The sequence below is a fragment of the Pseudomonas sp. zfem004 genome (assembly GCF_032621715.1).
Taxonomy (GTDB): Bacteria; Pseudomonadota; Gammaproteobacteria; order Pseudomonadales; family Pseudomonadaceae; genus Aquipseudomonas; species Aquipseudomonas sichuanensis.
This window is the reverse complement of sequence record NZ_JAVYJF010000019.1, coordinates 22,677-43,011: the sequence shown is the minus strand read 5'-3', so window position 1 is coordinate 43,011 and position 20,335 is coordinate 22,677. Positions and strand designations below refer to the sequence as shown.

Annotated in this window: 17 protein-coding genes; 9 read left to right on the top strand and 8 right to left on the bottom strand. The window is 65.6% G+C overall.

What is annotated here, in order from left to right; genetic code table 11:
* Position 1: 1 nt before the first annotated feature.
* From epd to RTH46_RS19745, 8 genes are all read left to right on the top strand, one after another.
* The gene (gene epd / locus RTH46_RS19780; protein ID WP_110994175.1) at positions 2-1,063 is read left to right on the top strand and encodes an erythrose-4-phosphate dehydrogenase; all 1,062 of its coding nucleotides are present in this window, start codon (positions 2-4) and stop codon (positions 1,061-1,063) included.
* Positions 1,064-1,075: 12 nt separating this feature from the next.
* Entirely contained in the window at positions 1,076-2,239 is a 1,164-nt protein-coding gene (locus tag RTH46_RS19775; RefSeq protein ID WP_279847979.1) for a phosphoglycerate kinase, read from the top strand.
* A gap of 32 nt (positions 2,240-2,271) precedes the next feature.
* A complete protein-coding gene (locus RTH46_RS19770) occupies positions 2,272-2,490 on the top strand; it encodes a hypothetical protein (RefSeq protein WP_153788401.1) in 219 nt (72 codons plus the stop codon).
* A gap of 158 nt (positions 2,491-2,648) precedes the next feature.
* Entirely contained in the window at positions 2,649-2,978 is a 330-nt protein-coding gene (locus RTH46_RS19765) for an MliC family protein (protein WP_110994178.1), read from the top strand.
* A 100-nt stretch (positions 2,979-3,078) separates the two neighbouring features.
* Positions 3,079-4,143, top strand: a complete 1,065-nt coding sequence (fba, locus tag RTH46_RS19760) for a class II fructose-bisphosphate aldolase (RefSeq protein ID WP_008093958.1) — start codon at positions 3,079-3,081, stop codon at positions 4,141-4,143.
* A 233-nt stretch (positions 4,144-4,376) separates the two neighbouring features.
* Complete coding sequence (locus RTH46_RS19755) at positions 4,377-6,494, top strand: putative bifunctional diguanylate cyclase/phosphodiesterase (protein ID WP_153786117.1); 2,118 nt, start codon at positions 4,377-4,379, stop codon at positions 6,492-6,494.
* A gap of 39 nt (positions 6,495-6,533) precedes the next feature.
* On the top strand, positions 6,534-7,034 hold the full coding sequence (locus RTH46_RS19750) for a M48 family metallopeptidase (protein WP_153786118.1): 501 nt from the start codon (positions 6,534-6,536) through the stop codon (positions 7,032-7,034).
* A gap of 14 nt (positions 7,035-7,048) precedes the next feature.
* Positions 7,049-7,351 carry a helix-turn-helix domain-containing protein gene (locus RTH46_RS19745; RefSeq protein WP_110994181.1) on the top strand — a complete coding sequence of 101 codons (303 nt, stop codon included), beginning with the start codon at positions 7,049-7,051 and terminating at the stop codon, positions 7,349-7,351.
* Positions 7,352-7,430: 79 nt separating this feature from the next.
* Here the strand turns inward: RTH46_RS19745 and RTH46_RS19740 are convergent, their stop codons facing one another.
* Positions 7,431-7,883, bottom strand: a complete 453-nt coding sequence (locus RTH46_RS19740) for a GNAT family N-acetyltransferase (protein ID WP_153786119.1) — start codon at positions 7,881-7,883, stop codon at positions 7,431-7,433.
* A 223-nt stretch (positions 7,884-8,106) separates the two neighbouring features.
* Here RTH46_RS19740 and RTH46_RS19735 point away from each other — a divergent pair, with 223 nt between their 5' ends.
* Positions 8,107-8,844 carry a substrate-binding periplasmic protein gene (locus tag RTH46_RS19735; protein WP_153786120.1) on the top strand — a complete coding sequence of 246 codons (738 nt, stop codon included), beginning with the start codon at positions 8,107-8,109 and terminating at the stop codon, positions 8,842-8,844.
* A gap of 98 nt (positions 8,845-8,942) precedes the next feature.
* On the opposite strand, the gene yccS is transcribed toward RTH46_RS19735, so the two are convergent.
* The 7 genes from yccS to RTH46_RS19700 all read right to left on the bottom strand — a co-directional run bounded on the left by yccS (position 8,943) and on the right by RTH46_RS19700 (position 20,229).
* Entirely contained in the window at positions 8,943-11,126 is a 2,184-nt protein-coding gene (gene yccS, locus RTH46_RS19730; protein ID WP_316906400.1) for a YccS family putative transporter, read from the bottom strand.
* Positions 11,127-11,299: 173 nt separating this feature from the next.
* Positions 11,300-12,481 (bottom strand): NAD(P)/FAD-dependent oxidoreductase, encoded by a 1,182-nt coding sequence (locus RTH46_RS19725; RefSeq protein ID WP_153786122.1) that lies wholly within the window; start codon positions 12,479-12,481, stop codon positions 11,300-11,302.
* Positions 12,482-12,617: 136 nt separating this feature from the next.
* Entirely contained in the window at positions 12,618-13,955 is a 1,338-nt protein-coding gene (gene dbpA / locus RTH46_RS19720; protein WP_316906415.1) for an ATP-dependent RNA helicase DbpA, read from the bottom strand.
* Between the two features lie 112 nt (positions 13,956-14,067).
* The gene (gene mdtD, locus RTH46_RS19715; protein WP_153786124.1) at positions 14,068-15,495 is read right to left on the bottom strand and encodes a multidrug transporter subunit MdtD; all 1,428 of its coding nucleotides are present in this window, start codon (positions 15,493-15,495) and stop codon (positions 14,068-14,070) included.
* Between the two features lie 136 nt (positions 15,496-15,631).
* Positions 15,632-16,960, bottom strand: a complete 1,329-nt coding sequence (locus RTH46_RS19710; protein ID WP_316906399.1) for a TldD/PmbA family protein — start codon at positions 16,958-16,960, stop codon at positions 15,632-15,634.
* Positions 16,960-18,402 (bottom strand): TldD/PmbA family protein, encoded by a 1,443-nt coding sequence (locus RTH46_RS19705; protein ID WP_153786126.1) that lies wholly within the window; start codon positions 18,400-18,402, stop codon positions 16,960-16,962. The genes RTH46_RS19710 and RTH46_RS19705 overlap by 1 nt, the downstream gene beginning before the upstream one ends.
* A gap of 30 nt (positions 18,403-18,432) precedes the next feature.
* Positions 18,433-20,229 carry an acyl-CoA dehydrogenase gene (locus tag RTH46_RS19700; RefSeq protein ID WP_316906398.1) on the bottom strand — a complete coding sequence of 599 codons (1,797 nt, stop codon included), beginning with the start codon at positions 20,227-20,229 and terminating at the stop codon, positions 18,433-18,435.
* Positions 20,230-20,335 lie beyond the last annotated feature (106 nt).

Below are 20,335 nucleotides of genomic sequence, written 5' to 3'. Positions count from 1 at the left end.
AATGCCCCACCCGCGTCCCTACAAAGTTGCACTCAACGGTTACGGCCGCATCGGCCGCTGTGTCCTGCGCGCACTGTTCGAGCGTGGGGCCAAGGCCGGTTTCGAGATCGTCGCGCTGAACGACCTGGCCGACCAGGCCAGCCTGGAATACCTGACCCGCTTCGACTCCACCCACGGGCGTTTCCCCGGTGAAGTGAAGGTCGATGGCGACTGTCTGCATATCAATGGCGACTGCGTGAAAGTGCTGCGCAGTGCCACCCCCGAAGGTATCGACTGGGGCGCCCTGGGCATCGACCTGGTGCTCGAGTGCACCGGCGCCTACAACACCCGCGCCGACGGCCAGCGCTTCCTCGATGCCGGTGCGCCGCGGGTGCTGTTCTCGCAGCCCATGGCCAGCGAGGCCGATGTCGATGCCACGGTGGTGTTCGGGGTGAACCAGGATTGCCTGACCGGCAGCGAGCTGCTGGTGTCGAACGCCTCCTGCACCACCAACTGCGGTGTGCCGCTGCTGCGGGTGCTGGACCAGGCCTTCGGCATCGAGTACGTGCAGATCACCACGATTCACTCGGCAATGAACGACCAGCCGGTGATCGACGCCTATCACCACGAAGACCTGCGCCGCACCCGTTCGGCGTTCCAGTCGGTGATCCCGGTGTCCACCGGGCTGGCGCGCGGCATCGAACGCCTGCTGCCGGAACTTGCCGGGCGAATCCAGGCCAAAGCGGTACGCGTGCCGACCGTCAACGTGTCGTGCCTGGACATCACCCTGCAGACCGCCCGCGACACCAGCGCGGCCGAGGTCAACCGGGTGCTGCGCGAGGCCGCCCTGGATGGCCCGCTCAAAGGCTTGCTGGCCTACACCGAGCTGCCCCACGCCAGCTGTGATTTCAACCATGACCCGCATTCGGCCATCGTCGATGCCAGCCAGACCCGCGTTTCCGGCCCCCGCCTGGTGAACCTGCTGGCCTGGTTCGACAACGAATGGGGGTTCGCCAACCGTATGCTCGACGTTGCCGAACATTATCTGCACGTCGTCCACCCCACCCGCAGCAAACAGCCCTGAAGGACTGCATTCATGACCGTGTTGAAGATGACCGACCTCGACCTGCAAGGTAAGCGCGTACTGATCCGCGAAGACCTCAACGTGCCTGTGAAGGACGGTGTGGTTGCCAGCGATGCGCGTATCCTGGCCGCGCTGCCGACCATCAAGCTGGCCCTGGAGAAGGGCGCGGCGGTAATGGTCTGCTCGCACCTGGGCCGCCCGACCGAAGGCGAGTTCTCGGCCGAGAACAGCCTCAAGCCGGTCGCCGACTACCTGAGCAAGGCCCTGGGCCGCGAAGTACCGCTGGTTGCCGACTACCTCGGCGGTGTCGAAGTGAAGGCCGGTGACCTGGTGCTGTTCGAAAACGTGCGCTTCAACAAGGGCGAGAAGAAGAACGCCGACGAGCTGGCGCAGCAGTACGCTGCCCTGTGCGATGTGTTCGTGATGGACGCTTTCGGCACCGCGCACCGCGCCGAAGGCTCCACCCACGGTGTCGCCAAGTTCGCCAAGGTCGCGGCTGCCGGCCCGCTGCTGGCCGCCGAATTGGACGCCCTGGGCAAGGCCCTGAAGGCCCCGGCCAAACCGATGGCCGCCATCGTCGCCGGCTCCAAGGTATCGACCAAGCTGGACGTGCTGAACAGCCTGAGCACCGTGTGCGACCTGCTGATCGTCGGCGGCGGCATCGCCAACACCTTCCTCGCTGCTGCCGGTCACCCGGTGGGCAAGTCGCTGTACGAAGCCGACCTGGTCGACACCGCCAAGGCCATCGCTGCCAAGGTCAATGTGCCGCTGCCGGTCGACGTGGTGGTCGCCAAGGAATTCGCCGAAAGCGCCGAAGCCACCGTCAAGGCGATCGCCGACGTGGCGGCTGACGACATGATCCTCGACATCGGCCCACAGACCGCTGCCAACTTCGCCGAGCTGCTGAAGTCGTCGCAGACCATTCTGTGGAACGGCCCGGTCGGTGTGTTCGAGTTCGACCAGTTCGGCAACGGCACCAAGGTGCTGGCCCAGGCCATCGCCGACAGCGCCGCGTTCTCCATCGCCGGTGGTGGCGATACCCTGGCAGCCATCGACAAGTATGGCGTGAGCAAGGATATCTCCTACATTTCTACCGGTGGCGGTGCGTTCCTCGAGTTCGTCGAGGGCAAGGTACTGCCGGCCGTGGCGATTCTCGAAGAGCGGGCCAAGGCCTGAGCACGAAGGCGCCTGGCAAAGGGAGCGACCTGATGGTCAAGCAATTGCCTGTGATGATCGTGGCCTTGCTGCTGGGCGCCTGCGCCAGCGACAAGGGCGCGGACGGCGAGCCGGCGCAGGCCCACAAGGGCGGCTGCTATCAGTCCCAGTGGCAGGCCGAGACGGTGCCGGTGATCAACAAGCGCCTGGGCCCGGACGGCCTGGAAAAGTATGACGACGAGCACCAGCGCAAGGCGCCGGGCTGCCCTTGATCGGGCGGCAGGCAACCTAACTGGGGTTTCGTGGTCTTGGACATTGGGTCTGCCGTTGCGGCCTCATCGCGGGGCAAGCCCGCTCCCACGCATTCAACGTGGGAGCGGGCTTGCCCCGCGATGAGGCCGATACAGCAGGCTTGCTACGAGGATGTGTAATGAAAGCGCTTCTGGCCGCACTGGCCCTGGCGACCCTGGCAGGCTGCTCGCTGTTGCAGCCAGCACCGGCCCCGGTGGCGGACAACTGGACCCGCTGGGTCTGCGACAGCCAGGCCGAAGTGCTGTGGCGCTTCGCTGATGTGAAACAGGATGCGGTCGACGTGCGCCTTGGCGGCGGCGACCAGGTCTACCGGCTCAAGTCCGAGCCGGGCGCCTCGGGCGCGCTGTACAGCGATGGCGTGCTGGCCTTCCACACCAAGGGCCAGGAAGGCCTGGTGTACTGGGTGGCGACCAACGATCTGATTGGGCGGGGCTGCAAGGCACCGTGACTGGCCGGGCCGCCACGGTGGCCCACACTACTTGAACAGCAACCGCCCCTGCGGCAGGCTTGCACGAAACAAACGACGCTTGTCGGGAGAGAGATACACCATGGCACTCATTAGCATGCGCCAGATGCTGGACCACGCCGCCGAGTTCGGTTACGGCGTCCCAGCTTTCAACGTCAACAACCTCGAGCAGATGCGCGCCATCATGGAAGCCGCCGACAAGACCGACTCTCCGGTCATCGTCCAGGCCTCCGCCGGTGCCCGCAAATACGCCGGTGCTCCCTTCCTGCGCCACCTGATCCTGGCGGCCATCGAAGAGTTCCCGCACATCCCGGTGTGCATGCACCAGGACCACGGCACCAGCCCTGACGTGTGCCAGCGCTCCATCCAGCTGGGCTTCAGCTCGGTCATGATGGACGGCTCGCTCGGTGAAGACGGCAAGACCCCGACCGACTACGAGTACAACGTCCGTGTTACCCAGCAGACCGTAGCCATGGCCCACGCCTGTGGCGTTTCGGTAGAAGGCGAGCTGGGCTGCCTGGGTTCGCTGGAAACCGGCATGGCCGGTGAAGAAGACGGCATCGGCGCCGAAGGCGTGCTGGATCACAGCCAGATGCTGACCGACCCGGAAGAAGCGGCTGACTTCGTCAAGAAGACCCAGGTCGATGCCCTGGCCATCGCCATCGGCACCAGCCACGGCGCCTACAAGTTCACCAAGCCGCCTACCGGCGACGTGCTGGCGATCGACCGCATCAAGGAAATCCACAAGCGCATCCCTAACACCCACCTGGTGATGCACGGTTCCTCCTCGGTACCGCAAGAGTGGCTGGCGATCATCAACCAGTACGGCGGCGACATCAAAGAGACCTACGGCGTACCGGTCGAAGAAATCGTTGAAGGCATCAAGCACGGCGTGCGCAAGGTCAACATCGACACCGACCTGCGCCTGGCCTCCACCGGCGCCATGCGTCGCCTGATGGCGCAGAACCCGAGCGAGTTCGACCCACGCAAGTTCTTCGGCGAAACCGTCAAGGCCATGCGTGACGTGTGCATCGCCCGCTACGAAGCCTTCGGCACCGCCGGCAATGCCTCGAAGATCAAGCCGATCTCCCTGGAAGGCATGTTCCAGCGTTACCTGAAAGGCGAGCTGGCTGCCAAGGTCAACTGATCCGTTGGTAGTTGCTTGAAGAAACCCGCAGAGATGCGGGTTTTTTTATGCCTGCAGCAATTGAGCGACGGAGGAGGATTATTTCCACATAACCCACTGCCATACCGTTAGTCGGCTAACATCAATTTCGATGGCGCTTAGCCATCTACCCGCGTTGCGTCTTCGGTCGCCCTGTCTAGAGTAAAGATCGGATCCAATAGCGGGCCAGGGTCGGTCTAAACATGGGAAGCAGCATGGATGTCGCTCACACACAACCTCCGGACAGTCGGTCGGTGCTACTGGTAGTAGACGATTATCCAGAGAACCTCATCAGCATGCGGGCGTTGCTGGCCCGTCAGGATTGGCAGGTGTTGACCGCCAGTTCAGGGATGGAAGCCCTGAGCGCGCTGCTTGAACACGAAGTCGACCTGGTCTTGCTCGACGTGCAGATGCCCGAAATGGACGGCTTCGAGGTCGCCCGGCTGATGCGCGGCAGTCAGCGCACGCGGCTGACCCCGATCATTTTCCTCACCGCCAACGAGCAGTCCGACGCCGCTGTACTCAAAGGCTATGCCAGTGGCGCGGTGGACTACCTGTTCAAACCCTTCGACCCGCAAATCCTCAAACCCAAGGTGCAGGCCCAGCTGGACCAGCAGCGCAACCGGCGCATGCTGCAGCGCCTGACCCGCGAGCTGGAGTCGGCGCGGGCCTTCAACGCCTCGATCCTGGAAAACGCCGCTGAGGGCATCCTGGTGGTCGACGAGGCGGGCACCATCGGCTTTGCCAACCCCGCCATCTCGCGGCTGCTCAATGCACCGGTGGACACCTTGCAGGGCGCCCACGTGCTGGACTTGATCCAGCTGCCTTGCGCCAGCCTGTGGCGCGAGTCGGACTTCTACCAGGCGTATCTGGGCCGGCAGATCTTCCGCGTGCATGACGCCCAACTGCGCACCGTGTCCGGCCAGCTTGTGCCGGTGGCGCTGTCCTGCGCGCCGTTGCCCGTCGAGCAGCGGGCCATGGTGGTGACGGTGCTGGACATGTCGGTGGTGCGCAGCCTGCATCAACAGCTTGAGTACCAAGCGGTGACCGACCCGTTGACCGGGCTGCTCAACCGCCGTGGCTTCTACCAGGCCGCCGAAGGCGCGTTGCTGCGCAACGAGCGCTCGGACAAGGCCCGGGCCCTGATGTACATGGACCTGGACGGCTTCAAGCGGATCAACGACCTGCTGGGCCACGAGGCCGGCGACAAGGTGCTGCGTTGGGTGGGCGAGCAGCTCAAGGACTGCCTGGGCAACGACGCGCTGCTGGCGCGCATGGGCGGCGATGAGTTCACCGCGCTGTTCGACGGGCTGCCGTACCCGGAGCAGGCCGGGCGCTTTGCCGAGAAACTGCTGGAGCGCCTGTCGGGCCTGCAGGAAGTGGATGGGCTGGAGGTCAGCCTGGGGGTGAGCATCGGCATTGCCACCTACCCCGATTGCGGTTCCAGCGTCGAGGGCTTGCTGCGCGCAGCGGATGCTGCGATGTACGCCGCCAAGCAGGCCGGGCGCCAGCAGTACCGTTTCTATGACCAGGAGCTCAATGGCCGGGCGCGCTCGCGGCTGATGCTCGAAGATGGCGTGCGCGCCGCCATCGAGCAGAACGACTTCAACCTGGTCTATCAACCGCAGGTGGCGTTCGGCGATGGCCAGTTGCGGGGCTTCGAAGCCTTGCTGCGCTGGAAGCACCCGAGTGTCGGCGATGTGCCGCCGGGGTTGTTCATCCCCTTGCTCGAAGAAGCACGCCTGATCAATCGCCTGGCCAGCTGGATTTACCGCAAGGGCGCTGCCCAGCGCAAGGAATGGGGGGCGCGCTTCGGGCCCAGGTTGGTACTGAGCATCAGCCTGAGCCGCGCCCAGTTCGCCATGCCGGGCCTTGCCGACGAACTGGCGCGGGTGATCGACGAATATGCCCTGTTGCCTGCCCAGTTGGAGGTCGAGGTGGCCGAGACCTCGCTGATGTACAACATCGACGCGGCGGTGAAGCAGGTGAATCGGCTGCGCGAGATGGGCATTCGCGTGGCGCTGGACGACTTCGGCGCGGGTGACTGCTCGCTGCGCATGCTGCGCGACCTGCCCATCGATACCCTCAAGCTCGACCGTCACCTGGTGGCGCGGCTGCCGGATTCGGCGGCCGACATTGCCTTGGTACGCAGTGTCATCGAACTGTGCGCGGCCTATGGCATCACCGTGATTGCCGAGGGCGTGGAGACGCAGGCGCAGGCGCAATGGCTCAAGGGCGCGGGTTGTGCCTACGTGCAAGGCTTCCTGGTGGCAAGGCCGATGACCGCCGCCGATGCCGGCGACTTCCCGGCGGTATTCCCCTGGGGCGAGTGATTGGTAAACTCGGCACTCCTTACCCCGATCTGCACCCTGATGACCGCCTTACGCTACCTGCAAGCCTACCCGCCGCATCTACAAGACCAGGTGCGTCAACTGATCGCCAGCGGTCGCCTGGGCGCCTACCTGGACCAACGCTATGCCGAGCGGCATACGGTGCAGAATGACAAGGCGTTGTACGGCTACGCCCAGGATCTCAAGCAGGAATACCTGCGCAGCGCGCCGCCGCTGGACAAGGTGCTGTTCGACAACCGCCTGGACCTGACCCATCGCGCCCTCGGCCTGAACACCGCGGTGTCGCGGGTGCAGGGCGGCAAGCTAAAGGCCAAGAAAGAGATCCGCATCGCCTCGCTGTTCAAGGAAGCGGCGCCGCAGTTTCTGCGCATGATCGTGGTGCACGAACTGGCGCACCTGAAGGAGCGCGACCACAGCAAGGCCTTCTACCAGCTCTGTCAGTACATGGAGCCGGACTACCACCAACTGGAATTCGACCTGCGCGTCTACCTGACCTATCGGGAGCTGCCGGGCAACACCTGAGGGACAAGCACCAGATGACCACGGAAGTGAGCAAGACCCGCAGCAGTTTCTACCGTCGCCTGTACGTGGCCTGGCTGATCGACAGCCAGACCGCCACCAGCGTGCCGGCGCTGATGGAGGCCACCGGCATGCCCCGGCGCACCGCCCAGGACACCATCGCTGCGCTGGCCGATCTGGACATCGTCTGCGAGTTCGAGCAGCAGAGCGGCGCCCGCAATCATGCCGGGCATTACCGCATCCGTGACTGGGGGGCGATCGACAAGCAGTGGATCATCCAGCATCTGCGCCAGATCAGGGATGTGCTGGGTTATCCGTGATCTCGGTGTGGTCCTGCAGCTGCAGTACATGTGGGAGCCGGCTTGCCGGCGAAAGGGGCGCGACGCGCCCCCGGCAGTTTCAGCCCTTGCGCATGCCGATATGGGGAATGTCGTCTTCCAGATATTCCTCGCCCACCGCCACGAACCCGTGCGTGGCATAGAACGCCTGCAGATGCGCCTGCGCCGACAGGTAAACCGGAACACCTGGCCAGCAATGCCCGGCCGCTTCCAACCCTTTCATCAGCAGCGGATGGCCCAGTTTCAGGCCGCGCACTTCGGGCGAGGTCACCACGCGCCCGATCACCACGTCGCCACCTTGTGATTGCGGGTCGAGCAGGCGCAGATAGGCCACCAGCTTGTCGTCTTGCCAACCCATCAGGTGCAGGGTGTCGCCGCTCAGGTCCTGCCCGTCGACTTCCTGGTAGGCACAGTGCTGCTCGACCACGAACACTGCCGTTCGCAGTTGCAGGACGGCATAGAGCTGCTCCTTGCCGAGGTCGCTGTGGTGTTTGCAAATCCACTCGATGGACATGGGTATGAGCTCCTTGTATGGGCGCTCGATCATCGCAAATCCTGCCGCTGCGCACGAGCCTGGCCTTGCTGCAAATTACGTCTGATGGCGTTCGGCCAAAATAGAGGCTAAATGACATTATTGTCCGCTGTCGCCGGGCTGCGGCTTGTGTAATCTGCAGGATCTGTTGTGAGTAGAGATCGCCATCTTCAGCGTGGGCCCCCAACTGCGAAAGGATTTGAGCATGCGGCCACTGCTTTGCGTTCTTGGAATACTGGGTGTGTTGTGCGCGATGCCGGCAGCTGCCCAGGAGAAACTGCGACTGGTGGCCGACAGCTGGCCGCCCTTTACCGACGCCGCCATGCCCGGCGGTGGCCTGGCCACCAGCATCGTCACCACGGCGCTGAACCGCGCAGGTTTCGCCACGTCGTTCGAGGAAGTGCCCTGGGCCAGGGCGCTCATGGGCATTGGCGAGGGGCGTTACGATGTATTGGTCAACGCCTGGTACAACGATGAGCGCACGCGCATCGGCGAGTTCTCCGGCCCTTACCTCATCAACCGTATCCGCCTGCTCCAGCGCCAGGGCGAAGGCTTCGTCTTCAAGCGTCAGGCCGACCTCTACCCCTACACCATCGCCGTGGTGCGCGACTATGCCTACTCACCCGGCTTCGACAGCGATGAGCGTCTGAACAAAGTGCCGGTGCGCAATTTCTCGTCGGCGGTGCGCATGCTCGCGGCCGGGCGGGTCAACCTGACGGTGGAGGACGAGTACGTGGCGCGTTACAACCTGCAGCGCGAACCGCAGCAGGTGCGGGACGGGGTGAGTTTCGTCGACCCGCCGCTGAGCGAGAACAGCCTGCACATCCTGGTCAGCCTCAAGCACCCGGAGCACCGGCAGGTGGTGGCACGGTTCGAGAAGGCCATTGCGGCGATGAAGGCCGATGGCAGTTACGCTCGGTTGTTGCGTCAGCACGGCTTCTGACCTGCGTTGGCCCTATCGCCGGCAAGCCGGCTTCCACATGGATCGCACCTGTGGGAGCCGGCTTGCCGGCGATAGGGCCAGTACAGGCCACCCCGCAATCAGCTCGGCTCACTTTCCTTGATCAGGTGCCCCGCCAGCGTGCGCAGCGGCCCCAGCTGCCGGCAGATCAGCGCCAGTTGGGTCTGCACCAGGCGCTGGTGCTCGTCCAGCTCCTCGGGCATCTGCTCCAGCGCATTGGCCAGGGCCTCTTCCGCGTCGCTGTGGATCGCCACCGGCAGGCGCGCGGCCAGGCCGTTGGCGATTTCGTCGAGGCTGGCGGCCAAGGTCTGGCCTGCACCCTCGATCAGCTGTTCATGGACCTCGGCCGGCAACGCGGTGTCGCGGTGTGCGCCAAGCCCTGAGAGATAACTGAGCAGGGTGTGCGACAGCACCAGGAAGCGAAAGCCCACATCCGCTTCCTTACGGAAATGCCCGGGCTCCATGAGCATGTTGGCCAGGGTGGTGGACAGCGCGGCGTCGGCGTTGTGCGCGTTGCGCCGGGCCAGGCGGTAGGCCAGGTCATCGCGCTTGCCGTGGGCATACTGCTGCATGATCTGGCGCAGGTACTGGCTGGCGCAGGCCAGGGTATTGCCCAGCACCTTGTTCAGTCGGCGGCCCTGCCAGTCGGGCAGGAGCAGGAACACTGCAAGGATGGCGATCAGGCTGCCGACCAGGGTATCGAACAGGCGCGGCAGGAACAGCCCGTAGCCATCGCCGGTCTGGTTGAAGCAGAACAGCACCATCAGGGTGATCGCCGCCGTGGCCAGGGTGTAGCGGGTGGTGCGGTTGACGAAGAACACCACCCCGGCGACCACGGCGAAGGCCGACTGGATCAGCGGGTTGGGGAACAGGTCGAACAGCGCCCAGCCCACGGTCAGGCCGATGGCGGTGCCGAGCATCCGCTGGCCCAGCTTGCGCCGGGTCGCCCCGTAGTTGGGCTGGCAGACGAACAGCGTGGTGAGGATGATCCAGTAGCCCTGGGTCGGGTGGATCAGGTGCACCATGCCGTAACCCACCGACAGTGCCAGCGACAGGCGCAGGGCATGGCGGAACAGCAGCGAGGTGGGGGTCAGCTGGGTGCGCAAGCGCTGCCACACGTCCTTCAGGTTGCGCGGCGAGCGGTCGAGCAGGCTGCTGTCGCTGGCGTCTGCCAGGCTGTCCGGGTTGCTCGCGGCGCCCAGCAGGCGGTCCAGCGTGGCCAGGTTGGCGGCCAGGGCCCGCAGCGAGCGCAGCAGCCCGCGCCAGGCCGGGTTGTTCTGTTCGCGCAGGTGCTCCAGCGAAGCATTCAGGTCTTCCAGCGCTTCGGGGTAGCCGCTGGCGAGCACGAACGGCTGGCGCAGGCGGATCGAGCGTGCCAGCTCCTGGCAGGAGGCACCCTGTTTGCGCAGCAGGCGCTGGCAACGGAACATCACGTCGCTGTGGAAGAACGCCTCGTTGAGGGCGTTGTAGGGGTAGTGCGAGGCGCTGACCCGCTCGTGCAGGTCCTGAGCCAGGAAGTACAGCTTGAGGTAGCGGCTGACCTTGGAGTTGGGCTGGCTGTTGCCGACACGGTGCAGGATGATCTCTTTGGCGGCATTGAGCGCGGCCACCACCTTGCCGTTCTGCTTGGCCAGTTCCAGGCGCGTGGCCTCGACGTCCAGGCCACGGATCGGTTCGAACAGGCTGGCCTTGAGCTTGAGGTAGCTGCCCAGTTCATAGAACAGCTTGGCCAGGCTTTGCTGCACCGGCTGGTTGGAAAACAGCGCCTGCCACAGCACCGACAGCAGCCCGTACCAGGCGGCGCCGGTCACCAGCAGCAGCGGCTCGTGCCAGAAGTCGCTGACTTCGCCGCCGCGCTGGTCCACGCCGATCATGGTGTAGACCGACAGGATCAGCGTTGCCGAGGCGATCGCCCCGTAGCGTTCGCCCAATGCGCCGAGCATGGTCAGGCCAAAGGCGGCCAGGGCCAGGGCGATGGCGAAGATCCAGGGGTAGGGGAACAGCAGCTCCACCGACAGGGCGGCGATGGCAAAACAGCCGAGGGTGACCAGCAGGGCACTGAGGCGGCCCTGCCAACCGTCATCGGTCTCGGCCAGGGCGCTGGCGATGATGCCGAGGAACAGCGGGATGAGCAGGCTCATCTCGTTCTGGTACCAGCACCAGGCCATGCTGCCGGTGAGGGCGATGGTCACACGAATGGCGTAGCTGAACTTGTCTTGGCCCCACAGGCGACGCAATGAATGGCGGAACGAGCTCGATGACATGATGGCCTGCTGGGCAGTTTGCGGACTAGAACCTTGAGGGCCTCATCGCGGGGCAAGCCCGCTCCCACGAGCCGAGTCGGCCTTTGTGGGAGCGGGCTTGCCCCGCGATGGTTTTACCCCCTTCACAACACAGACCAGCAAGAAGCGTTCCGTGCTGCTGAAAGGATTCTACTCTACACGAACTGCGCCGCAGCGTTGGCCGAAGCCCAGGCCCACTGGAAGTTGAAACCACCCAGGTGCCCGCTCACGTCCAGCACCTCGCCGATGAAGTACAGCCCGGGGCTCTTCAGCGATTCCATGGTCTTGGAGGACACCTCACGGGTATCCACGCCGCCCAGGGTCACCTCGGCCGTGCGATAGCCCTCGGTGCCCGCCGGCACCACCTGCCAGGCCGCCAGTTTGTCGGCGATCTGCGCCAATTCCGCCGGGGTGTACTGCTTCAGCGGCTTGGATTCGAACCACTGCTCGGCCAGCAGGTTGGCCAGCTTGCGGGTGAACACCTCGCCCAGCACGGTCTTCAGCTCGCTGTTGGGGCGCTCGACTTGCTGGCCCTGCAGCCACTCCAGGGCATCGCGGTCGGGCAGCAGGTTGATCTCGACGGTGTCGCCGGCCTCCCAGAACGACGAAATCTGCAGGATCGCCGGGCCGCTCAGGCCGCGGTGGGTGAACAGCAGGTTTTCCCGGAAGCTTGTGCCGTTGCAACTGGCGGTGCAGTCCAGCGAGGTGCCGGACAGCTCGGTGCACAGTGCCTTGAGCTGGGGCTCGGTGATGGTGAACGGCACCAGGCCGGCGCGGGTCGGCAGCAGTTCGTGGCCGAACTGGCGCGCCACCTGGTAGCCGAAGCCGGTGGCGCCCAAGGTCGGGATCGACAGGCCGCCGGTGGCGATCACCAGCGACTGGCAGGCGAACGGGCCGGCGCTGGTCTGCAGACGGTAGCCGCCTTCGGTTTTTTCGATCTGTTCGATGCTGGTGTTCATGCGCAGCTCGGCGCCGGCCTGGTCGCACTCGGCCAGCAGCATGTCGAGGATGTCGCTGGACTTGTTGTCGCAGAACAGCTGGCCGAGCTTCTTCTCGTGGTACGGCACGCCGTGCTTGCACACCAGTTCGATGAAGTCCCACTGGGTGTAGCGGGCCAGCGCCGACTTGCAGAAGTGCGGGTTGTGCGAGAGGAAGTTGGCAGGCTCGGTGTACATGTTGGTGAAGTTGCAGCGCCCGCCGCCGGACATGAGGATCTTCTTGCCCGGTTTGTTGGCGTGGTCGAGCAGCAGCACCCGACGGCCACGGCGGGCGGTGAGCTGGGCGCACATCAGGCCGGCGGCGCCGGCGCCGAGGATGATCACGTCGGTGGAGTGCACGGTTGGAACCTTTGGCAAGTTAGGGGGAAGCGTGGGAGCGGGCTTGCCCCGCGATGCGCTGGTGCAGGCAATGCTGTTGGCCCTGCTGACGCCATCGCGGGGCAAGCCCGCTCCCACGAGCGATCTGCTGATCGGTTCAGATAATGCGGACTTTCAGGGCACGGCCCTTGATCTTGCCGCTGTTCAAGCGCTGCATGGCCTGCTTGGCCACCGCCCGCTCCACGGCCACGAACGCCACGAAGTCGAAGATGGCGATCTTGCCCACCTGCTTGCCCGGCAGTCCGGCATCGCCGGTCAGCGCGCCGAGGATATCGCCCGGACGCAGCTTGTCCTTGCGTCCGGCGCCGATGCACAAGGTGGTCATCGCCGGCAGCAGCGGCTCGCCACCTTTGTTCTTCAGGCTGTCCAGCTGCTCCCAGCGCAGCGGCTTCTGTTGCAGGTCTTCGATGGCCTGGGCGCGGTGGCCCTCGGCCGGGGCCACCAGGCTGATCGCCACGCCCTTCTCGCCGGCACGGCCGGTACGGCCGACACGGTGCACGTGGATTTCGGCGTCACGCGCCAGCTCGACGTTGATGACCATGTCCAGGCCATCGATGTCCAGGCCGCGGGCGGCCACGTCGGTGGCCACCAGCACCGAGCTGCTGCGGTTGGCGAACATGGTCAGCACCTGGTCGCGGTCGCGCTGCTCCAGGTCGCCGTGCAGCGCCTGGGCAACGATGCCCTTGGCAGTGAGGTGGGCCACTACGTCTTCGCACTGCTGCTTGGTGAAGCAGAACGCCACGCAGGACTGCGGGCGGTAGTGGCCGAGCACGCGGGTCACGGCTTCCAGGCGCTGCTGCGCGTCGATCTCGATGAAACGCTGTTCGATCTGGGTGTCGCTGTGCAGCGCTTCGACCTTGACCTGCTGCGGCTGGCGCATGAAGTCCTTGGCCAGTTGCTCGATGCCGGCCGGGTAGGTGGCCGAGAACAGCAGGGTCTGGCGGCGCGACGGGGTCTTGCCGATGATGCTGGCGATGGCGTCGAAGAAGCCCATGTCGAGCATGCGGTCGGCTTCGTCGAGCACCAGGGTGTTGAGGCCGTCGAGTACCAGGGTGCCTTTGTCCAGGTGCTGCTGGATGCGCCCCGGGGTGCCGACGATGATGTGCGCACCGTGCTCCAGCGAGGCGATCTGCGGGCCCAGCGAAACGCCACCGCACAGGGTGAGGATCTTGATGTTGTCCTCGGCGCGGGCCAGGCGGCGCAGCTCCTTGGCCACCTGGTCGGCCAGCTCGCGGGTCGGGCACAGCACCAACGCCTGGCAGCCGAAGTAGCGTGGGTTGATCGGGTTGAGCAGGCCGATGCCGAAGGCGGCGGTCTTGCCGCTGCCGGTCTTGGCCTGGGCGATCAGGTCTTGGCCCTTGAGGATGACCGGCAGGCTCTGGGCCTGGATCGGGGTCATCGAGGCATAGCCCAGGGCGTCCAGGTTGGCCAGCATGGCGGTGGACAGCGGGAGGGTGGCAAAGGCGGTGGTTTCAACGGTCACGAGGCGGGCCTGCGGTGCGAAGCGAAAAATGTCGCACAGTCTACCAGCCTCATGGCCATTCGCCCTACGACTCGACGTGCTCTTCCGGACGACGGGCGCGCCTTCCGTCTGTCGGCGCCAGTTGCAGGAAGATCGCCGCCGCCAGCATGGCCATCACGCCGATGGTGACGAAGGTCAGCTGGAACGCCCCCAACGTGCTCTCTACGCCTTCGGCACTGCCGGCTGCAGTAAAGCCACCGAGCAGCGCACCGGCGCAGGCCACGCCCAGGCTCAGCGACAGTTGCGCGACCACCGACAGCAGGCTGTTGCCGCTGCTGGCGCTGGCGTCGTCGAGGTCGATCAGGGTCACGGTGTTCATCGCCGTGAACTGCATCGAGTTCACCGCCCCCAGCAACGCCAGTTGCACCAGCAGCAGGGCATAGGGCGTCTGCTCGTCGACCAGCCCCAGGCTGGCCAGCAGCAGGCCCAGCAGCAAGGTATTGCCGGTGAGTACGATGCGATAGCCCAGGCGTTCGATCAGCGGCCGGGCGACCGACTTGGCGAGCATCGCCGCCGCTGCCAGCGGGATCATGCTCATGCCTGCCTGGGCCGGCGAGTAGCCCAGCGCCACCTGCAGCAGCAACGGCACCAGGAAGGGCAGGGCTCCGCTGCCAAGGCGGGCGAACAGGTTGCCGAGGATGCCGATGGCGAAGGTGCGCACGCGGAACAGCGACGGCGAGAACAGTGGCTCCGGGTCACGCCCGGCACGCAGCCAGTACGCGGCCAGGCAGGCCATGCCGGCGAACAGCAACAGCATCACCCGCAGGTGCGGCAGGTGCAGCTCGCCCAGGCCTTCCATGGCGATGGTGATAAGCACCATCGCCGCACCGAACAGCACGAAACCCGGCCCGTCGAAGCGGGTACGCTCGGCGCCGCGCAGGTCGGGGATGAACTTCCACACTGCATAGCAACCGAGGGCGCCCACCGGCAGGTTGAGCAGGAAGATCCAGTGCCAGGTCAGGATTTCCACCAGCCAGCCGCCGAGGGTCGGGCCGAGCAGCGGGCCGAGCAGGCCGGGGATGGTGATGAAGCTCATGATCCGCACCAGCTCGCTACGCGGGTAGGCGCGCAGCACCACCAGCCGGCCGACTGGCAGCATCAGCGCCCCGCCCAGGCCCTGCACCACTCGGGCGAAGATCAGGAAACCCAGGCTGTTGGCCATGGCGCACAGCAGCGAGCCGAAGCTGAACAGCAGGATCGCGCTGAAGAAGATGCGCTTGGTGCCGAAGCGGTCGGCGATCCAGCCCGAGGCCGGGATCAGCAGCGCCACGGTGAGCATGTAGGCGATGATCACGCCCTGCATGCGCAGTGGGTCCTCGGCCAGCGAGCGGGCCATGGCCGGCAGCGCGGTGTTGAGGATGGTGCCGTCCAGCGACTGCATGAAGAAGGCGATGGCCACTACCCAGGGGATCCAGCGGGCGGTGACAGGGTCCAGCGGGGCACGGTCGGGCATGTGTTACCTCAGGTTCTTCGTTGTCCTGTGTCGGCCCTTTCGCGGGTAAACCCGCTCCCACAGGTTCAATGCTGCCTTCAAGGCATAGGTAATCCTGTGGGAGCGGGTTTACCCGCGAAGAGGCCGGTCCTGCGGATCACAGTGTCAGGGTCAACCCCTTCACCAACGCCCCCGGCAAATGGCTCGACCCGGTACTGCGCTGCCCATAGGTGCTGGTCGACAGGATCATCTCGCGCTCCTGTGTCAGGTCTTCCAGCTGGCTGCCCAGCAGGCTGTACAGGCTGTCATCAAAGCGCATGGTGCTCACCGGCCCCTGGATCTGGCCGTTTTCCACCCAGAACGTGGCGAACCGGGTCAGCCCGGTCATCCGCGCGGCCGGCAGGTCCGAGTAGTTCAGGTACCACAGGTTGCTGATGTACAGCCCGGTGCCCAGGCGTTCGAGGATCTGCGCGCTGGGCAGGTTGCCCGGCGCCAGGCTCAACGCGCACGGCGATTCGTAGCTGTCGGCGCCATTGGCCTGAAGTGCGAACTCGGCGGCGCTGCGAGCGCTCACCAGCCGTTCCAGCCCCCGGCCTTCACCGATCAGCAGCAGGTCGCGACGCGGCGAGCCTTCGTCGGAGAACGCCGGGCTCAACGAGCCGCTGACCTGTTCGCTGAAGCTCACCAGCGGGCTCAGTCGTGCATCGCCGTTGTACAGGCGTTGCAGCGAGCTGTTCCCCGTGGCCAGTGCCTGGGCAGAGAAACCACCCCAGCAGAGCATCCCGGCAATCTCGTCCATCGCCGCTGGCGCCAGGTAGGCGCGGTAGCTGCCGGGCTTGAGGGTGATGGCCGGGCGGCCCAGGTGTTGCAGCTGTTCGCGGGCCAGGCGCAGGCGCGCGGCAAAGGCTTCGCCGCTCCAGGCCTGGCCTGCGTAGTTGGCTTTGACCGCCTGACCGTTGGTGTGGAACAGGCTCCAATCGAAGTTGAAGCTGTTGGCCTGGTGCCAGCCGAAGGCGCCGAACGAGCTGGCGAAGCCGCGGCAGATGGGGCCGGCGGCGTATATGCCGACCAGGTCCAGGTCGTTGGCCTCGCGCTCGACCAGGGCCAGCACTTCATCCAGCTCGGGCAGTGGCTGCTCCAGCAGGCTGTGGCTGTGCCAGGCACTCTCGTCGAGGCTCAGGTACGGATCGACCGGCAGCAGCGGCAGGGTCTGGCGCAGTTGCCCGAGGCCGTCATGCAGGCGCTGGCGATCCAGCACGGCGTCATCACCCAGGGTGATCTGCTGCTCTGCCTGGCGGCCGTCGCGAATCAGCCGCAGTTGCACGTTGGCCTGGCTGACCAAACCAGCCTGGCGCACCTGGGCATGGTTGAAGCGCACGAACTGCGAGTGCTCGGCGCTGTAGCCCAGGGTGAACTGCTCGCCGGGTTGCAGCGCATCGCGCAGGGCACCGAGCAGGTCTTCGAAACGTTGTTGATAGGTGCTCATCAGGCGTCCCCTCCGAATACGTCGATCTGGCGGAACACGCAGGCCGGCGAGGCGTGGCCGACCCGCACCACCTGGTTGGGTTCACCCTTGCCGCAGTTGGGCGTGCCGAGTACCTGGAAGGTGCTGCGATCGCCGACCGCCGACAGGTTGCGCCAGAAATCGGCGGAGATGCCCCGATAGTTCGGGTTTTTCACCACGCCCTTGAGCTCGCCGTTCTCGATCAACTGGCCCCATTCACAGCCGAACTGGAACTTGTTGCGGGCGTCATCGATGGACCACGAGCGGTTGGTGCGCATCAGGATGCCGTTTTCGATGCCGCCGATCAGTTGCGCCAGCGGCTGGTCGCCCGGCTCGATATTGAGGTTGGCCATGCGGTCGATCGGCGCGCGGTTCCAGCCACAGGCGCGGCTGTTGGCCACGCCGTCCAGGCCTGAACGCAGCTGCGACAGCGCGCCGCCCAGTGGGCGCACCAGCAAGCCGTTGCGGATCAGGAACTGCTTGCTCGCCGGGGTGCCGTCGTCGTCGAAGCTGTAGCTGGCCAGCTCTTCGCCGATGGTGGGATCGAAGGTCACGTTGAGCAGCGCGGAGCCGTATTGCAGGTGGCCGAAGTCGGCGGCTTTGACGAAGCTGGTGCCGGCGTAGTTGCGCTCGTCGCCGAGGATGCGGTCCATTTCCAGCGGGTGGCCGATGGACTCGTGGATCTGCAGCATCATCTGGTCGGGCATCAGCAGCAGGTCGCGGGTGCCGCTCGGCGTGTTGGGCGCCAGCAGCAGTTGCAGGGCTTCGTCGGCCACGCGGCGGGCCGCGCCGACCAGGCCGCAGCGCTCGATTACCTCGAAACTGCCTTGCTGGCCGAAGTTGTCGCGGCCCAGGGTGCGGCTCTGGCTGTCCTGGCCGTCGCTGGCGGTGACGCCCAGGCCCGGGTAGACGAAGCGCTGGGCATGGCGCAGCTCGGCGCCGGCGGAGTTCAGGTAGGTCTGCTCGACCAGGCTGATGCCGAGGCTGGCCTGCCAGTCCACCAGGCGGCTGTCCTTGGGCACGCTGGCGGATTCTGCGGCCAGCAGGTCCAGGCAGTCGGCGAGGTTGGGCAGGGGCTGGTCGAAGTTGGGCGAAACGTGGTCGTGACGCTCGCTCGGGGCGGGCTGGCCGCTGAGGTCGAGAAGGCTATGGGCCTTGATGCGCCGGGCCAGCGCTTCGGCCTGTTCCAGGGCGCGCTGCAGGCCGCTTTGCGACAGGTCGGCGGTGGCCGCGTAGGCCTCGACGCCGTTGACCCGCACGGTGAGCATGGCGCCTTCATCCTGGCTGAAGTGCGGCGGCTCGGTAACGTTGCGGCGTACTGAAAGGGACTGGTGCGATTGCTTGACGTGGCGAAGCGAAAACACTTCGGCCGTGCTGCGCAGCGCGGCGAAGCGCTGGCGCAGCAGGGCGCTGGAATCGAACATGGGAAACCTCCGTTGGCGCGGTGGCTCCCCCTAGAACCACCCCTCTTGCATGCCCAGGCACGTATCGTCGCGTGCTTCGAGCAAGGCGAGGTCATTATGGCAGCCCGGTACTTCCCAGGTGAGGAAATAACGCGCGGCCTGCAGCTTGCCCTGGTAGAAGTCGCGGTCGCTGCCCTTGAGCAGGCCGAGCTCGGCATGGATGGCCTGCTCCAGCCAGCGCCAGCCGATCACGCAGTGACCGAAGGCCTTCAGGTACAGCGCCGAGTTGGCCAGGGCCCCGGCGACCTTGCCTTGGGCCAGGTCGCCGAGCAGGGCCAGGGTGACCGTTTGCAGGCGATTGACCAGCTGTTCCAGCGGCTGGCGCAGGTTGTCCAGGTTCGGGTGATGGCTGGCGCGCTCGCAGGTGCCGGCGATCAGGCGGATCAGTTGCTTGAGCCCGGCACCGCCGTTCTGCGCCAGCTTGCGGCCAAGCAGGTCGAGGGACTGGATGCCCTCGGTGCCTTCGTGGATCGGGTTCAGGCGGTTGTCGCGGTAGTACTGCTCGACCGGGTATTCGCGGGTGTAGCCATGGCCGCCGAGGATCTGGATCGCCAGTTCGTTGGCCTTGAGGCAGAAGGTCGAAGGCCAGGATTTGACGATCGGGGTGAGCAGGTCGAGCAGTTGCTGGGCTTGCTGGCGGGTGTTTTCATCCGGCGCGGTGTGGGTGTCGTCGAACAGCCGGGCGGCGTACAGACCCAGGTCGAAGGCGCCTTCCACGTAGGCCTTCTGGGCCAGCAGCATGCGCTTCACGTCGCTGTGCTCGATGATCGGCACGGCCGGGCTTTGTGGGTCCTTGTTGTCCGGCAGGCGGCCTTGCGGGCGCTGGCGGGCGTACTCCAGCGAATAGAGGTAGCCGGCGTAACCGAGCATCACCGCGCCCATGCCGACGCCGATGCGCGCTTCGTTCATCATCTGGAACATGCAGGCCAGACCCTGGTGCGGCTGGCCGACCAGGTAGCCCACGCACTGGCCGTTGTCGCCGAAATTGAGGGCGGTGGAGGTGGTGCCGCGCCAGCCCATCTTGTGGAACAGCCCGGCCAGCAGCACATCGTTGCGCGGGCCCAGGTTGCCGTCATGGTTGACCAGGTACTTGGGCACGATGAACAGCGAGATGCCTTTCACCCCGGCCGGCGCGCCCGGTAGCTTGGCCAGGACCATGTGCACGATGTTCTCGGACAGCTCGTGGTCGCCGCCGGAGATGAAGATCTTGTTGCCCTTGAGCCGGTAGCTGCCATCGCCGGCAGGTTCGGCGCGGGTGCGGATATCGGCCAGCGAGGAGCCGGCGTGGGGCTCGGTGAGGGCCATGGTGCCGAAGTAGCGGCCTTCGATCATCGGTTGCAGGAACAGGCGCTTCTGTTCTTCTGTGCCGAAGCTCTCGATCAGGTTGGCCGCGCCCATGGTCAGGAACGGGTAGGCCGTGGTGCCGGCGTTGGCGGCCTGGAAGTGGGCAAAGCAGGCTTGCGACACTAGGCTGGGCAGCTGCATGCCGCCGACGTCGAAATCGCGGTTGGCGTTGAGGAAACCGGCTTCGAGGAAGGCATCGACTGCTGGTTTCACTTCCGGGATCAGTTCGGCGCGGCCGTCCACGTAGCGTGGCTCGTTTTCGTCGCCCTTGCGGTTGTGTGGGGCGAAGTACTTTTCGGCGATGGTGCGGGCGGTGGTCAGCGCGGCGTCGAAGGTTTCGCGGCTGTGCTCGGCGAAGCGCGGGCGCTGGGTCAGGGCCTCGGCGTCGAGGACTTCGTAGAGTTCGAAGGCGAGGTTGCGGCTGCTGAGGAGTTGCTCGGACATGGCGGCATTCCTGGGTCGGGGTGCGGCGAGTCTAGGCGGGGTGGCGGGGCAGGGGACAGGTTAATTGGTTTGGGTGATATGGGTTTAGAAGCCGCCATCGCCCTGA

Bases quoted from the DNA above. Each gene is read 5' to 3' on its own strand.
- RTH46_RS19700 (WP_316906398.1), bottom strand. From the start codon at position 20,229: ATGTCCGAGCAACTCCTCAGCAGCCGCAACCTCGCCTTCGAACTCTAC.
- epd (WP_110994175.1), top strand. From the start codon at position 2: ATGCCCCACCCGCGTCCCTACAAAGTTGCACTCAACGGTTACGGCCGC.
- RTH46_RS19705 (WP_153786126.1), bottom strand. From the start codon at position 18,402: ATGTTCGATTCCAGCGCCCTGCTGCGCCAGCGCTTCGCCGCGCTGCGC.
- yccS (WP_316906400.1), bottom strand. From the start codon at position 11,126: ATGTCATCGAGCTCGTTCCGCCATTCATTGCGTCGCCTGTGGGGCCAA.
- RTH46_RS19735 (WP_153786120.1), top strand. From the start codon at position 8,107: ATGCGGCCACTGCTTTGCGTTCTTGGAATACTGGGTGTGTTGTGCGCG.
- RTH46_RS19750 (WP_153786118.1), top strand. From the start codon at position 6,534: ATGACCGCCTTACGCTACCTGCAAGCCTACCCGCCGCATCTACAAGAC.
- RTH46_RS19770 (WP_153788401.1), top strand. From the start codon at position 2,272: ATGGTCAAGCAATTGCCTGTGATGATCGTGGCCTTGCTGCTGGGCGCC.
- RTH46_RS19775 (WP_279847979.1), top strand. From the start codon at position 1,076: ATGACCGTGTTGAAGATGACCGACCTCGACCTGCAAGGTAAGCGCGTA.
- RTH46_RS19710 (WP_316906399.1), bottom strand. From the start codon at position 16,960: ATGAGCACCTATCAACAACGTTTCGAAGACCTGCTCGGTGCCCTGCGC.
- RTH46_RS19765 (WP_110994178.1), top strand. From the start codon at position 2,649: ATGAAAGCGCTTCTGGCCGCACTGGCCCTGGCGACCCTGGCAGGCTGC.
- fba (WP_008093958.1), top strand. From the start codon at position 3,079: ATGGCACTCATTAGCATGCGCCAGATGCTGGACCACGCCGCCGAGTTC.
- dbpA (WP_316906415.1), bottom strand. From the start codon at position 13,955: ATGCTGGCCAACCTGGACGCCCTGGGCTATGCCTCGATGACCCCGATC.
- RTH46_RS19740 (WP_153786119.1), bottom strand. From the start codon at position 7,883: ATGTCCATCGAGTGGATTTGCAAACACCACAGCGACCTCGGCAAGGAG.
- RTH46_RS19755 (WP_153786117.1), top strand. From the start codon at position 4,377: ATGGATGTCGCTCACACACAACCTCCGGACAGTCGGTCGGTGCTACTG.
- RTH46_RS19745 (WP_110994181.1), top strand. From the start codon at position 7,049: ATGACCACGGAAGTGAGCAAGACCCGCAGCAGTTTCTACCGTCGCCTG.
- mdtD (WP_153786124.1), bottom strand. From the start codon at position 15,495: ATGCCCGACCGTGCCCCGCTGGACCCTGTCACCGCCCGCTGGATCCCC.